This window comes from Burkholderia pulmonis, from assembly GCF_984667975.1.
Genome location: NZ_OZ480186.1, coordinates 1,642,518 through 1,656,332, shown reverse-complemented (window position 1 = coordinate 1,656,332; position 13,815 = coordinate 1,642,518). Strand labels below are relative to the sequence as shown.

General features: G+C 64.7%; 13 protein-coding genes and 1 tRNA gene. 2 read left to right on the top strand and 12 right to left on the bottom strand.

Translation table 11 applies throughout. The features are described from left to right. Positions 1–24: 24 nt before the first annotated feature. The 9 genes from rpmI to AC5LXK_RS07665 all read right to left on the bottom strand — a co-directional run bounded on the left by rpmI (position 25) and on the right by AC5LXK_RS07665 (position 8,486). A complete protein-coding gene (gene rpmI, locus AC5LXK_RS07705; RefSeq protein ID WP_004191477.1) occupies positions 25–222 on the bottom strand; it encodes a 50S ribosomal protein L35 in 198 nt (65 codons plus the stop codon). 190 nt (positions 223–412) lie between these two features. Beyond that, on the bottom strand, positions 413–937 hold the full coding sequence (gene infC / locus AC5LXK_RS07700; RefSeq protein ID WP_071734130.1) for a translation initiation factor IF-3: 525 nt from the start codon (positions 935–937) through the stop codon (positions 413–415). Between the two features lie 49 nt (positions 938–986). After that, positions 987–2,894, bottom strand: a complete 1,908-nt coding sequence (gene thrS / locus AC5LXK_RS07695) for a threonine--tRNA ligase (protein WP_493391041.1) — start codon at positions 2,892–2,894, stop codon at positions 987–989. Between the two features lie 270 nt (positions 2,895–3,164). Then, positions 3,165–3,241, bottom strand: a tRNA-Val gene (locus AC5LXK_RS07690). A gap of 85 nt (positions 3,242–3,326) precedes the next feature. Beyond that, the gene (locus AC5LXK_RS07685) at positions 3,327–5,561 is read right to left on the bottom strand and encodes a RelA/SpoT family protein (protein WP_493391040.1); all 2,235 of its coding nucleotides are present in this window, start codon (positions 5,559–5,561) and stop codon (positions 3,327–3,329) included. Positions 5,562–5,605: 44 nt separating this feature from the next. After that, a complete protein-coding gene (locus tag AC5LXK_RS07680) occupies positions 5,606–5,959 on the bottom strand; it encodes a RidA family protein (protein ID WP_014897238.1) in 354 nt (117 codons plus the stop codon). 81 nt (positions 5,960–6,040) lie between these two features. Next, positions 6,041–6,937 carry an alpha/beta fold hydrolase gene (locus tag AC5LXK_RS07675; protein ID WP_493391039.1) on the bottom strand — a complete coding sequence of 299 codons (897 nt, stop codon included), beginning with the start codon at positions 6,935–6,937 and terminating at the stop codon, positions 6,041–6,043. Between the two features lie 201 nt (positions 6,938–7,138). After that, the gene (locus AC5LXK_RS07670) at positions 7,139–7,780 is read right to left on the bottom strand and encodes a CoA transferase subunit B (RefSeq protein ID WP_493391038.1); all 642 of its coding nucleotides are present in this window, start codon (positions 7,778–7,780) and stop codon (positions 7,139–7,141) included. 1 nt (position 7,781) lies between these two features. Next, entirely contained in the window at positions 7,782–8,486 is a 705-nt protein-coding gene (locus AC5LXK_RS07665) for a CoA transferase subunit A (protein WP_175844333.1), read from the bottom strand. Positions 8,487–8,709: 223 nt separating this feature from the next. Between AC5LXK_RS07665 and AC5LXK_RS07660 the strand changes: the two genes are divergently transcribed. Continuing rightward, positions 8,710–9,255 carry a helix-turn-helix transcriptional regulator gene (locus tag AC5LXK_RS07660; RefSeq protein WP_493391037.1) on the top strand — a complete coding sequence of 182 codons (546 nt, stop codon included), beginning with the start codon at positions 8,710–8,712 and terminating at the stop codon, positions 9,253–9,255. Between the two features lie 114 nt (positions 9,256–9,369). On the opposite strand, the gene AC5LXK_RS07655 is transcribed toward AC5LXK_RS07660, so the two are convergent. Together AC5LXK_RS07655 and AC5LXK_RS07650 are read right to left on the bottom strand one after the other, a co-directional pair. Continuing rightward, the gene (locus AC5LXK_RS07655; protein WP_493391036.1) at positions 9,370–9,810 is read right to left on the bottom strand and encodes an acyl-CoA thioesterase; all 441 of its coding nucleotides are present in this window, start codon (positions 9,808–9,810) and stop codon (positions 9,370–9,372) included. Between the two features lie 32 nt (positions 9,811–9,842). Further along, positions 9,843–10,625 carry an SDR family oxidoreductase gene (locus AC5LXK_RS07650; RefSeq protein WP_493391035.1) on the bottom strand — a complete coding sequence of 261 codons (783 nt, stop codon included), beginning with the start codon at positions 10,623–10,625 and terminating at the stop codon, positions 9,843–9,845. A gap of 180 nt (positions 10,626–10,805) precedes the next feature. Between AC5LXK_RS07650 and AC5LXK_RS07645 the strand changes: the two genes are divergently transcribed. Beyond that, positions 10,806–12,479: an electron transfer flavoprotein-ubiquinone oxidoreductase gene (locus AC5LXK_RS07645; protein WP_493391034.1), complete on the top strand. Its 1,674-nt coding sequence runs from the start codon at positions 10,806–10,808 to the stop codon at positions 12,477–12,479. Positions 12,480–12,634: 155 nt separating this feature from the next. Here the strand turns inward: AC5LXK_RS07645 and aroC are convergent, their stop codons facing one another. Continuing rightward, positions 12,635–13,735: a chorismate synthase gene (aroC, locus tag AC5LXK_RS07640; protein WP_493391033.1), complete on the bottom strand. Its 1,101-nt coding sequence runs from the start codon at positions 13,733–13,735 to the stop codon at positions 12,635–12,637. Between the last annotated feature and the right edge of the window lie 80 nt (positions 13,736–13,815).

Sequence of the window (13,815 nt, the reverse complement as noted above, 5' to 3'; positions counted from 1 at the left end):
CTCCTTGGAGTATCAGTTGAGGGGTTACGCGAACGGCAGCATTGCGCGGACGGAGTTCAGATCGGAATCATGAACTGCCGTTGCGCCGCGCAGGTGGCGCTTGTTCTTCGTGGTTTTCTTGGTCAGGATGTGACGCTTGAAGGCTTGACCGCGCTTGACGGTACCGCCCGGACGCACCACGAAGCGCTTTGCAGCGCTCTTCTTGGTCTTCATCTTAGGCATGACGAACAACTCCAGTTTATTAGATGGCGATGGGTGTGCGGTTGGCTTGCGCCCTTGACCCGCCCTTCGAAACCCAGTCCACTTGTGTACGGCGACCCGCTTGCGCAGCCGCCGTCATTGTTGGCACGCCGCCCTGACCGGGCAACGCGCCGAACCTCTGCCGAACCTGCGCGCAAGGCGCGCGGGCTCGTTACTTCTTTTTCTTCGGCGAAAGCACCATGATCATCTGGCGCCCTTCCATCTTCGGCATCTGCTCGACCTGGCCGACTTCCTCGAGATCCGTGCGCAGACGCTCAAGCATCCGCATACCGATTTCCTGGTGAGCCATTTCACGGCCGCGGAAACGCAACGTGATCTTCGTCTTGTCGCCCTCTTCGAGGAAGCGCACGAGATTGCGGAGCTTGACGTTGTAGTCACCGTCATCGGTACCCGGGCGGAACTTGACTTCCTTGACCTGGATGACCTTCTGCTTCAGCTTCGCTTCGTGCTGCTTCTTCGATTCCTGGTACTTGAACTTGCCGTAATCCATCAGACGGCAAACCGGGGGAACCGCTTGCGGCGCGATTTCCACCAGGTCAACATCCAGTTCTTCCGATTTACGGAAAGCATCAGCGAGTTTTACGATACCGAGCGGTTCGTTCTCGATCCCGACCAGACGCACTTCCGGCGCAGTGATTTCACCGTTGATGCGGTGCGACGACTTATCAGTAGCGATGTTACGTTTCCTCTAAAAATTAAAAAAACGAGCCGCGCTGCCAGGGCGGTTACTTGAACGAGCGCAGGTCTTCCTGCAGACGCTCAACGAAGGCTTCGACCGGCATTACGCCAAGATCGACGCCGCCACGGGCACGCACGGCTACCGTTTGCGCATCACGCTCCTTATCGCCCACGACGAGGAGATAAGGCACCTTTTCCAGCGTGTGCTCGCGTATTTTATAGCTAATCTTCTCGTTGCGCAAATCTGCCGCCACTCTAACCCCTTGTTTTTGCAACGATTGGGCCAGAGCGTGCGCATATTCGGCCTGACTTTCGGCGATATTCAGCACAATTGCCTGGTACGGCGCGAGCCAGGCGGGCATTGCACCAGCGTGGTGCTCGATCAAAATGCCGAGGAAACGCTCCATCGAACCGACGATTGCGCGGTGCAGCATCACCGGCCGGCGGCGGCTGTTGTCTTCCGCCACGTACTCGGCGCCAAGGCGCTCCGGCAGCACCATGTCGAGCTGCAGCGTGCCGCACTGCCACGAACGGCCGAGCGCATCCTTGATGTGGTACTCGATCTTCGGGCCGTAGAACGCACCCTCGCCCGGCAGCTCTTCCCACGTGAGGCCGCAGGCCGTCAGCGCGTCGCGCAGACCCTGCTCGGCGCGATCCCACGTCTCGTCCGTGCCCGCGCGCTGATCGGGGCGCAGCGACAGCTTGATGTCGATGTGCTCGAAACCGAAGTCCTTGTACACGCTCATGGCCAGCGTGTTGAACGCGATCGACTCGGAAATGAACTGATCTTCCGTACAGAAGATGTGCGCGTCGTCCTGCACGAAGCCGCGCACGCGCATCAGGCCGTGCAGCGCGCCCGATGCCTCGTTGCGGTGGCACGAACCGAATTCCGCGTAACGCAGCGGCAGGTCGCGGTACGAACGCAGGCCGTGCTTGAACACCTGGACGTGGCCCGGGCAGTTCATCGGCTTGATCGCGTAGTCGCGCTTCTCCGACTCCGTCGTGAACATGTTCTCGCGATAGTTCTGCCAGTGGCCCGACGCCTCCCACAGCGAGCGGTCCATGATCATCGGCGTCTTGATCTCGAGGTAGCCGGCGTCGTTCACGCGGCGGCGCATGTACTGCTCGACCTGCTGCCACAGCGCCCAGCCCTTCGGATGCCAGAACACCATGCCCGGCGACTCTTCCTGCATGTGGAACAGGTCGAGCTGCTTGCCGAGCTTGCGATGGTCGCGCTTTTCCGCTTCCTCGAGCATGTGCAGGTACTGGTCCTGGTCTTCCTTCTTCGTCCAGGCCGTGCCGTAGATGCGCTGCAGTTGTTCGTTCTTCGAATCGCCGCGCCAGTACGCGCCCGCGACCTTCATCAGCTTGAAGACCTTCAGCTTGCCGGTGGACGGCACGTGCGGGCCGCGGCACAGGTCGGTAAAGCCGCCGTGCGAGTACAGCTTGATTTCGTCGCTTTGCGGAATCGATTCGATGATCTCGGCCTTGTACTTCTCGCCGATGCTGCGAAAGTAACCGGCCGCCTCGTCGCGCGACACGACGCGGCGCGTGACGGGCTCGTCCTTCTTCACGATCTCCTGCATGCGCTTTTCGATCTTTTCCAGATCTTCGGGCGTAAACGGGCGGTTGTACGAGAAGTCGTAATAGAAGCCGTTGTCGATCACCGGGCCGATCGTCACCTGCGCGTCCGGGTACAGTTCCTTCACCGCATAGGCGAGCAAGTGCGCCGTCGAGTGACGGATGATGTCGAGACCGTCGGCATCCTTGTCCGTGACGATCGCGAGCGATGCGTCGCGGTCGATCACCGTCGATGCATCAACGAGCTCGCCATCGAGCTTGCCACCAAGCGCAGCCTTGGCGAGGCCGGGACCGATCGAGGCTGCAACCTCGGCAACTGTCACCGGATGCTCGTATTGTCGAACTGAGCCGTCAGGCAAGCGTATCGAAACCATAGCAATCTCCGTGATGCCGACAGTGGGCGGCAGACCAGGTACGCGGAATGAAAATCACGCGTGAAATTTCGCGACAAAAAAAATGCGGCCCCGCTTTCGAGGGGCCGCATTCGATACTTCACTCAAACTGAAAGGGCGAAAACGTTCCTCGACTAGCGTCGCTCCGAAGTAGTTTCGGTCAACGTTCGCGGTGTCATAACCGTATTCGCCTTGTTCGCGTTGAGTAATTTACTGCATCGAACACCCGGAGGCCGGGCATTCTCAATTCGTTGGTAGGCTCGATTGGACTCGAACCAACGACCCCCACCATGTCAAGGTGGTGCTCTAACCAGCTGAGCTACGAGCCTAGTGAAGCTAAGATTATATGGAGCTGCTACAGGTTTGGCAAGCGCTTTTATGCGGTCGCAGCAAAATAATGGGGCACCAACCCCATCATGACTTCCGCCCCGCCCGCACCACACCCTGCACCTCGCCGAGCAGCGTGCACGCGCGCTGCACCTGCGCCGAATTCGACACCTCGACCGTGAACTGCATGAATGCCGCATTGCGGCGGCTCTGCGTCTTCACACCCACGACGTTCATCTTTTCGCGCGCGAACACTTCGGAGATGTCGCGCAGCAACCCTTGCCGGTCGCTCGCCTCGATCATCAGGTCGACCGGGTAGACGGACACGCCGCGCCCGCCCAGCACGTCGGCCGACCAGGTCGTCTGCAGCACGCGCTCCGGCGCCCGTTCGACCATCCGGCGAAACGTCGGGCAGTCGGTGCGGTGGATCGACATCCCCTTGCCGCGCGTGACGAAACCGCTGATCGGATCGGGCGGCGCCGGGCGGCAACAGCGCGCGAGCTGCGTCAGCAGTGCGTCGACACCCACCACCAGCACGCCGGTGGACGCGCCATGCGCCACGCTTGCGCCGCTGCTGCGCTTCTCGAAATCGGCCGGCGCCTCGGGTGCCGGCTCAGGCGGCGGCGCATCGGACAGCGCGTGCTCGACGTTGCGCAGGCTGAACTCTTCCTTGCCGACGACCGAGAACAGCTCTTCGGGCGACTTGAAGCCGAGCTTCGCGGCGAGATTATCCAGGCTGACCGACGTCTTGCCCTCGCGCTGCAACGTCTTTTCGACGAGCGCGCGGCCGTGCGCGACGTTTTCTTCCTGCTCGATCGAGTTGAACCACGCGCGCACCTTCTGCCGCGCACGCGGGCTCTTCATGTAGCCGAGCTGCAGGTTCAGCCAGTCGCGCGACGGCCCGCCCTCCTTCACCGCGACGATCTCGACCGTCTGGCCGTTCGCGAGCGACGTGTTCAGCGGCACCATCACGCCGTCGACACGCGCACCACGGCAACGGTGGCCGAGCTCGCTGTGCAGGTGATATGCGAAATCGACCGGCGTCGCGCCCTGCGGCAGGGCGATCACGCGCGCCTGCGGCGTCAACACGTAGATGTGATCGTCGTCGAGCGACGTCTCGCGCAATTGCGCCCACGCCTGGTCGCCCGACACCTCGGTGCCGTCCTCGACATCGTCCTTCCACGCCAGCAACTGGCGCAGCCACGCGATCTTCTCGTCGTACTTGTCGCTCGCCGAGAACTGACCGCCGTAACCGCGCGCGCCGGCCTCCTTGTAGCGCCAGTGCGCGGCCACGCCGTACTCGGCGAAACGATGCATCTCCTGCGTGCGGATCTGCACTTCGAACGCGCGGCCGTCGTCGCCGATCACGACCGTATGCAGCGACTTGTAGCCGTTCGGCTTCGGCCGCGAGATGTAGTCGTCGAATTCCTTCGGCACCGGCTGCCACAGGTGATGCACGATCCCGAGCACCGCGTAGCAATCCTTGATGTCGGGCACGATCACGCGAAACGCGCGCACGTCGTACAGCTCGGAGAAATCCAGCTCCTTGCCGCGCATCTTGCGCCAGATGCTGTAGATATGCTTCGGCCGGCCGCTCACGTCGGCCTGGATGTGCGCTTCCGCGAGCTCCTGCTGCAGCCGCCCGATCGCCTGCGTGACATACGCCTCGCGCTCGATGCGCTTTTCGTCGAGCAGCTTCGCGATCCGCTTGTAGGTGACGGGATCCTCGAAGCGGAACGCGAGATCCTCGAGCTCCCACTTCAGTTGCCAGATACCGAGGCGGTTCGCGAGCGGCGCATAGATCTCGAGCGTCTCGCGCGCGACGTCGGGCGGCGGCTCGATCTTCGCGGCCGCGTAGTAGCGCAGCGACTGCAGCCGCGACGCGAGCCGGATCAGCACCACGCGGATGTCCTGCGCGAACGCGAGCAGCATCTTGCGCAGTGCCTCGATCTGCGTGCGCCGCTCCTCCGCCGCATCGCGCCCGGCGTCGGGCACCGCATTCTGCGCGGCGCGGAGGCTGACGGTACCGAGCCGCAACAGCTTGCGCACGTCAGACACGAGCCGCGCCACTTCGTCGCCGAAACGCTCGGTGAGTTCGCGCCCGGGGTCGCTCAGGTGCGGCGTCAGCACGAACAGCGCGGCGGCCTGCATCGCGGACGGATCGACGTTCAGCGTGCGCATGATTGCCGCGGTGCCCGCCGAGTGATCGGCGAGCAACTCGCCGGACGACAGGCGTGCGTCGCCGGCCCGCTCGCGCACGAACGCGAGCACGTCGTCGAACGACGGCGCCGCGACGGGGGAAGCGGAAACGGACTCGGTCATTGCACGGCCTGGCGGAATGCGGTCATCGTCGGGTAACGCTCGGTTCAGCTCCGCTGCGCGGCGACGACCACGATTTCGACGAGCAGCGCCGGATCCGCGAGCTTCGCCTCGACGGTCGCGCGCGGCGGCGTGTTGCCCTGTGCGACCCATGCGTCCCACTCCGCATTCATGCCTTCGAAGTTCGCCAGATCCGAGATGTAGATCTGCACCGACAGCAGATGTGCCTTGTCGCTGTTCGCTTCGGCGAGCAGGCGGTCGATGTGGCCGAGTACTTCGCGCGTCTGGCCCTTGATGTCCTGCGTGGTGTCTTCGGCGATCTGGCCGGCCAGATACACGGTACCGTTGTGGATCGCGGTTTCGGAGAGACGGGCCCCGACGTGGTGACGAATGACTGCCATGGAATGTTCCGGTCGTGAATGGGTGAGGAAATCGGACGGCGGCACGGCCCGCGTGCCGCCGAACCGCATATTATGACGCGTTTATGCGTCGCCTTCGACGAAAAACCGCCGCGCGAGCGCAATCTGGTCGGTGCTGACGAACGCCGGCGCGTGGCCGGCACCCGGAATCTCGGCATGTGTCACATGCCGGCCGCGACGCACCATGTCGGCCACCGTCTCGCGCGACAGCAGGTCGGACGTCTCGCCGCGCACGACGAGCAGCGACGCATCCGTCGTCTCGATGGCATGCCACAGCGCGGCCTCGCCGAGCGCGGCCAGTTCGGGCGTCGTCGCCTTGAACGGCTCGGCGATGCGCGGATCGTAGCGCATCGTCCAGCCGCCTTCCGGCAGCTCGTGCAGCAGCGGCCCGTTGATCTCGCGCCATTCGTCGGCACTCAGCGCCCCGAACGGCAGCGACAGCGACGTCAGATAGTCGATCGCCTCCTGCTCGGTCGCAAAGCGCGGCTGCACGCCGAGATATTCGCCGATACGCGTCAGCGAATCGGGTTCGATGCGCGGGCCAACGTCGTTGACGATCATCCGGCGCAGCGGCGAACCGGGCAACCCGGCAAGCGCCATGCCGATCAGGCCGCCCATCGATGTGCCGAACCAGTCGACCGATTCGACGTCGAGCCGTGCGATCAGCGTCACCATGTCGGCCACGTACTGCGGAATCGCATAGAGTCGCGGATCGGCCAGCCGGTCCGACCGGCCACGCCCGGCGACATCGGGGCAGACGACACGATACGTATCGGACAACGCGGCGGCGAGCCGGTCGAAATCGCGCCCGGAGCGAGTCAGGCCGTGCACGCAAACCAGTACGCGTGGATTGGCGGGATCGCCCCACTCGGTATAGGCGATGTGGTGAAGGCCGGCCGCGCTCGCACACTGCACGCGCCGCTGGCGGGGAACCGGAGGATTCGCTGGGGTCGTTGGCATCGTTGGCATCCTGTCGAGAACGGGGGGCGACGCGCGGGGCAACGCTTGCGACGCCCGATGCAAACGATTGTAAACCGCTTCCGCCGTACGGGTCGGCTCATCGGGCCCCGAGCAGGCAGCCCGCCGATGCGCAATGACAAACGCCCCGCATGCCGTCGTCCGGCATGCGGGGCGTCGAATCCGCGCCGATGCGCGGCGAATTTATTTGACCGCGCTGACGTCGAGCGGTGCGCCCGTCTTCGCCTGGATCTCGTCGGCGCTCACGCCGTCGGCGAGCTCGAGCACCTTCAGGCCGGCCGGCGTCACTTCGATCACGCCGAGATCGGTGATGATCAGGTCGACCACGCCGACGCCCGTCAGCGGCAGGTTGCATGCTTCGAGGATCTTGTGCTGATCGCCCTTCGCGACATGCTCCATCAGCACGACGACACGCCCCACCCCCGCGACGAGGTCCATCGCGCCGCCCATCCCCTTGATCATCTTGCCGGGGATCATCCAGTTCGCGAGGTCGCCCTGCTTGCTGACCTGCATCGCGCCGAGGATCGCGAGGTTGATGTGGCCGCCGCGGATCATCGCGAACGAATCGGCCGACGAGAAGATCGACGAGCCCGGCAGCGTCGTGACGGTCTGCTTGCCGGCGTTGATGAGATCGGCGTCGACTTCGTCTTCGGTCGGCGACGGGCCGATGCCGAGCAGGCCGTTTTCCGACTGCAGCCACACCTCGACGCCTTCCGGCACGTGGTTCGCGACGAGCGTCGGCAGGCCGATGCCGAGGTTCACGTAGAAGCCGTCCTGCAATTCCTTCGCCGCGCGCGCGGCCATCTGGTCACGATTCCAGGCCATGTCAGTCTCCTTTCGCGCGTACGACGCGTTGTTCGATGCGTTTTTCCGGCGTCGCGTTCAGCACGATGCGCTGCACGAAAATCCCCGGCGTGTGGACCTGGTCCGGATCGAGCGTGCCGTTCTCGACGATCTCCTCGACCTCCACCACGGTGATCTTGCCGGCCATCGCGCACATCGGGTTGAAGTTGCGCGCGGTGCGGCGGTAGATCAGGTTGCCGGACTTGTCGGCCTTCCACGCCTTCACGAGCGCGACGTCGGCCGTCAGCGACGGCTCCAGCACGTAGTGGCGATCGCCGAACTGGCGCGTTTCCTTGCCTTCCGCGATCACGGTGCCGTAGCCGGTATTCGTGAAGAATGCGGGGATGCCCGCGCCGCCCGCGCGCAGCTTCTCGGCGAGCGTGCCTTGCGGCGTGAATTCGAGCTCGAGTTCGCCGGCCAGGTACTGGCGCTCGAACTCCTTGTTCTCGCCGACGTACGACGAGATCATCTTCTTGATCTGGCGCGTTTCCAGCAGCAGGCCGAGGCCGAAGCCGTCGACGCCCGCGTTGTTGCTGATGCAGGTGATGCCCTTGACGGCCGTATCGCGCAATGCCGCGATCAGCGCCTCGGGAATCCCGCACAGGCCGAAGCCGCCCACCGCGAAGGTCTGTCCGTCACGGACGATCCCTTCCAGCGCGGCAGCCGCGCTTGGATAGACTTTGTTCATCAGTTGTCCCTTCCTCTATGGAAACCAGCGAAACCGGTTCACGCGCCCACCTGGCCCGCAAGCCCGCCGCACCATTCTATGCATGCGCGGCAATGCCTGCGTCGAAGCGCGCTGTTTTTATGTCGCGACAAACCGTCGCGAGATGCCTGAAAGGGTACGATGCGGCGCGGATGCGGCACAATACGCAAAAATACATAAGCGTTTGCCTCCGCTTGCCTGCGCCATGCCCGCTCTCGATTACCAGACTGCCTTCCACCTCGCGCCGCTCGGCCTCGTGCTGTCGCGCGACCGCGTGATCGAGGACTGCAACGACGCGCTCGCGTCGATCTTCCGCTGCGCGCGGGCCGACCTGACCGGAAAATCGTACGAGGTGCTCTACCCGTCGACGGACGAGTTCCAGCGCATCGGCGAGCGCATCGCGCGCGTGATGGCCGCGAACGGCATCTACTCGGATGACAGAATCATGAAGCGCGCGGACGGCGAGCTGTTCTGGTGCCACGTGACGGGCCGCGCGCTCGATCGCACCGCGCCGCTCGCGGCCGGCGTGTGGACCTTCGAGGATTTGAGCGCGACGCGCCGCGTCGCGGTCGAGCTGACCCCGCGCGAGCGCGAGATCGCCGCGCAGCTCGCCACCGGCAAGACCAGCAAGCAGATCGGACGCGTGCTCGGCATCAGCTCGCGCACGGTCGACATCTATCGCGCACGGCTAATGCGCAAGTACGGAACGAGCAATACGCCGGAGCTTCTGCAGCGCCTGCTCGGGCAGTGAACCCGCAGTGGATGGCGCATCCGAATGACGATCGGCCGCGCATGGCGGCCGATTCGGGTGACAACGGGCATGGCGACTCACCGGCACGCCGTGCCGGCCTCGCCGCATCGGCACTCAGCCGATCTTCGCCGCGAGCGCGCGCTCGATCGTGTCGCGCAGCAGTTGCGGCAGCGGCACCGACTTGCCGAGCGCGTAGTCGACCCACACGCAGCGCGCGTTGCCGCGCGCATAGACGTGCTGCGGATCGTCTGCGCGCGTGAGCTCGAACCCGGTGTCGAAGCTGCTTCGGCCGGGCTTCGCGGCCGACATCGTCGCGATCACGTCGCCCGGATAGTGCAGCTGCTTGAGGAATTCCATCGACGCGGTGACGATGACGGGCCCCTGCCCTTCGCCGTTGCCGCCGGCGATGCCGAGCTGCTCGAACCACGAGATCCGCGCCTGCTCCATGTAGCGGAAATAGACCGTGTTGTTCACATGGCCGAACGCGTCCATGTCGCCCCAGCGGATCGGCATGGACATCTCAAAAACGGGGGAGTAATCGCTTGTTGCGCTCATTGCAGTCTTCTTTGTTGCTGAATGTCATCCGCTCAGGCGAGGCCGAAGCCGTCATCGGCGGAGATAATCGAACCGTTGATGAACTGCGACTCGTCGGCCGCGAGCAGCAACAACAGCCCGTCGAGATCCTGCGGCTTGCCGACGCGCCGGCGCGGCAGTATCGACTGCAGCTTCTGGCCCTGCTCGGATTCCCACAGGTAATGATTGATTTCGGTATCGATATAGCCCGGACAGATCGCATTGACGTTGATCCCGTGGCGCCCCCACTCGAGCGCCATCGCGCGCGTCATCTGCACGACCGCGGCCTTGCTCATCGCAAACAGTCCGATCTGCGGGAACACGCGCAGCCCGGCCACCGACGCGATGTTGATGATCCGGCACGGCGGCTTGCCGTTGCTGCTCCCGTTCGCGCGCATGATCATCCGCTTGGCGACTTCCTGCGCGACGAAAAATGCGCCGCGCGTGTTCGTATCGAACACCGACTCGAAATCCTCCGGTGTCACGTCGACGAGCTTCTGCATCGTCGAGATGCCCGAATTGTTCACGAGGATATCGATCGTGCCGGCTTCCGTCTCCGCATGCGCGACCGCCGCCTTGATGCTCTGGACGTCGGTCACGTCGAGCGACACGACGTGCGCGGCGCCGCCCGCCGCCTCGATCTCCGCGCGCAGCTCCTTCAGGCGCTCGACGCGGCGGCTCGCGAGCACGACCTTCGCGCCGGCCTGCGACAGCACCTGCGCAAAGCGCTGACCGAGGCCGCTCGACGCGCCCGTGACCAGCGCAACCTTGCCTTCCAGATTGATCGATCGACCCATTTTGCACATCCCCTTTCGATGTCGTTTCACCCGCCCGGGCGGCACAGCCCGGGCAGCCTTACCCTAGCACAATAAATAGAACGATCGTGCTAATCTATTCGCATGTTGTTGCGGCAAGCGTTTCGTTTCGCAGACAATACGCTCCCGAATAAAAGCATTCTAACGGTTAGAGGAACGCCAATGACCCCCGCAAGCCTCATCGAGCAATACGGCCCGCGCGAATCGATGGAATACGACGTCGTGATCGTGGGCGGCGGCCCCGCCGGGCTGTCGGCGGCGATCCGGCTCAAGCAGCTGGCCGCCGAGAAAGGCACCGAGATCGGCGTGTGCGTGCTCGAGAAGGGTTCCGAGATCGGCGCGCACATCCTGTCGGGCGCGGTGATGGACCCGCGCGCGATCAACGAACTGTTCCCCGACTGGAAGGAACGCGGCGCGCCGCTCGACGTCGAGGTGACGGAAGACCGCTTCCTGTTCCTGTCCGAGCAAAGCGCGGTCACGACGCCCAACTGGGCGCTGCCCGCCAACTTCCAGAACCACGGCAACTACGTCATTTCGCTGGGCAACGTCACGCGCTGGCTTGGGGCGCAGGCCGAGGCGCTGGGCGTCGAGATCTTCCCCGGCTTCCCGGCCGCCGAGATCCTCTACAACGACGACGGCTCGGTAAAGGGCGTCGCGACCGGCAACATGGGCGTGGGCAAGGACGGCGAGCCGACCGAGAACTTCCAGCTCGGCATGGAACTGCACGCGAAATACACGCTGTTCGCCGAAGGCTGCCGCGGCCACCTCGGCCGCCAGCTGATCTCGACGTTCAAGCTCGACGCGAACGCCGAGCCGCAGGCGTACGGGATCGGCATCAAGGAACTGTGGGAAATCGATCCGGCGAAGCACAAGCCGGGCCTCGTGATCCACACGGCCGGCTGGCCGCTGAAGTCCGATACGTACGGCGGCTCGTTCCTGTATCACATGGACAACAACCAGGTCGTGGTCGGCTTCGTGGTGGGCCTCGGCTACACGAACCCGTACCTGTCGCCGTTCGAGGAATTCCAGCGCTACAAGACGCATCCGTCGATCCGCGCGTTCCTGGAAGGCGGCAAGCGCGTGTCGTACGGCGCGCGTGCGATCACGGCGGGCGGGCTGCTGTCGCTGCCGAAGACGGTATTCCCGGGCGGCGCGCTGATCGGCGACGACGCGGGCTTCCTGAACGCATCGCGGATCAAGGGCAGCCACGCGGCGATCAAGACCGGCATGCTGGCGGCCGACGCCGCGTTCGACGCGGTGCAGGCGGGCCGCCAGAGCGACGAGCTCAATGCCTACCCGGACGCGTTCAAGCAGTCGTGGCTGTACACGGAGCTGTACCGCGCGCGCAACTTCAAGCAGTGGATGGCGAAGGGCCTGTACCTGGGCACGCTGATGGTCGGGCTCGAGCAGAAGGTGATGGGCGGCAACGTGCCGTGGACGCTGCACCACAAGCATGCGGACCACGAGATGCTGAAGCCGGCGTCGCAATGCCAGCCGATCGAGTATCCGAAGCCGGACGGCAAGCTGACGTTCGACCGGCTGTCGTCGGTGTTCATCTCGAACACGAACCATGAAGAGAACCAGCCGGCGCACCTGACGCTGAAGGATGCGAACGTGCCGGTGAACGTGAACCTGCGCACGTACGCGGGGCCGGAGGGGCGCTTCTGCCCGGCGGCGGTGTACGAGTTCGTGAAGAACGACGACGGCAGCGACCGGCTGGTGATCAACGCGCAGAACTGCGTGCACTGCAAGACCTGCGACATCAAGGACCCGACGCAGAACATCGTGTGGGTCACGCCGGAAGGCGGCGGCGGGCCGAATTACCCGAACATGTAATCTGCCGGAACGCGCCGCCACGAGCGGCGCGTTTTTTTGCACTGTAAGCCGCCGCAAACGAAACGGGGCGCTGCATCACGCAGCGCCCCGTTTTCGCATTCATCGCCCGAAGCCCGACGCTCGAGACGAGGCGCGCGGCGCCCCGCCCGCCTGCATCAGGTCGCGCTGCCGGCAATCTTCGGCGTCGGCGTTTCGACGTCGCCGCACTGCGCGCGATGGCGCAGCGCATGGTCGATCAGCACCAGCGCGAGCATCGACTCGGCGATCGGCGTCGCACGGATGCCGACGCACGGATCGTGGCGGCCGAACGTTTCCACCGTCGCTTCGTCGCCGGCCTTCGTGATCGAACGGCGCGGCGTACGGATGCTCGACGTCGGCTTGATCGCAATCGACACCGTGATGTCCTGCCCCGTCGAAATCCCGCCGAGCACGCCGCCCGCATGATTGCCGACGAAACCGCCCGGCGTCAGCTCGTCGCCGTGCACCGAGCCACGCTGCGCGACGCTGTCGAAGCCTGCGCCGATCTCGACGCCCTTCACCGCGTTGATGCTCATCATCGCCTTCGCGATGTCCGCATCGAGGCGGTCGAATACCGGCTCGCCCCAACCGACCGGCACGCCCGACGCGACAACGTCGATGCGCGCACCGATCGAATCGCCATCCTTGCGCAGCGCATCCATGTAGGCCTCGAGCTCCGGCACGACCGCCGCGTTCGGCGAGAAGAACGGATTCTCGTGCACGTGCGACCAGTCGACGAACGGCACGTCGATGTCGCCGAGACCGCTCATGAAGCCGCGCACCTCGACGCCGAAGCGCTCGCGCAGCCACTTCTTCGCGACCGCACCCGCGCCGACGATCGGTGCGGTCAGGCGCGCGGACGAGCGGCCGCCGCCGCGGTAGTCGCGGATGCCGTATTTCTGCCAGTAGGTGTAATCGGCATGGCCCGGACGGAACGTCTCGACGATGTTGCCGTAGTCCTTGCTGCGCTGGTCGGTGTTGCGGATCAGCAGCGCGATCGGCGTGCCCGTCGTCACGCCCTCGAACACGCCCGACAGGATCTCGACCTCGTCGGCCTCCTGCCGTTGCGTCACGTGCCGCGACGTGCCGGGCTTGCGGCGATCGAGTTCGACCTGGATGTCGGCTTCGGTCAGCCCCATCCCCGGCGGGCAGCCGTCGATCACGCAGCCGATCGCGGGACCGTGCGATTCGCCGAAGGTCGTGACAGTGAAAAGCGTGCCGAGGGTATTGCCGGACATGATGGAACCGCCCAAAGAGAAATGGGCAAACCGATGCGCTGCCCGGGCCGCAGGCAGGTCGATCGTTTGCCGGTCGAAAA

Coding starts and splice junctions, on each gene's coding strand:
- rpmI (WP_004191477.1), bottom strand. CDS start 222: ATGCCTAAGATGAAGACCAAGAAGAGCGCTGCAAAGCGCTTCGTGGTG.
- thrS (WP_493391041.1), bottom strand. CDS start 2,894: ATGGTTTCGATACGCTTGCCTGACGGCTCAGTTCGACAATACGAGCAT.
- AC5LXK_RS07685 (WP_493391040.1), bottom strand. CDS start 5,561: ATGACCGAGTCCGTTTCCGCTTCCCCCGTCGCGGCGCCGTCGTTCGAC.
- AC5LXK_RS07680 (WP_014897238.1), bottom strand. CDS start 5,959: ATGGCAGTCATTCGTCACCACGTCGGGGCCCGTCTCTCCGAAACCGCG.
- AC5LXK_RS07675 (WP_493391039.1), bottom strand. CDS start 6,937: ATGCCAACGACCCCAGCGAATCCTCCGGTTCCCCGCCAGCGGCGCGTG.
- AC5LXK_RS07670 (WP_493391038.1), bottom strand. CDS start 7,780: ATGGCCTGGAATCGTGACCAGATGGCCGCGCGCGCGGCGAAGGAATTG.
- AC5LXK_RS07665 (WP_175844333.1), bottom strand. CDS start 8,486: ATGAACAAAGTCTATCCAAGCGCGGCTGCCGCGCTGGAAGGGATCGTC.
- AC5LXK_RS07660 (WP_493391037.1), top strand. CDS start 8,710: ATGCCCGCTCTCGATTACCAGACTGCCTTCCACCTCGCGCCGCTCGGC.
- AC5LXK_RS07655 (WP_493391036.1), bottom strand. CDS start 9,810: ATGAGCGCAACAAGCGATTACTCCCCCGTTTTTGAGATGTCCATGCCG.
- AC5LXK_RS07650 (WP_493391035.1), bottom strand. CDS start 10,625: ATGGGTCGATCGATCAATCTGGAAGGCAAGGTTGCGCTGGTCACGGGC.
- AC5LXK_RS07645 (WP_493391034.1), top strand. CDS start 10,806: ATGACCCCCGCAAGCCTCATCGAGCAATACGGCCCGCGCGAATCGATG.
- aroC (WP_493391033.1), bottom strand. CDS start 13,735: ATGTCCGGCAATACCCTCGGCACGCTTTTCACTGTCACGACCTTCGGC.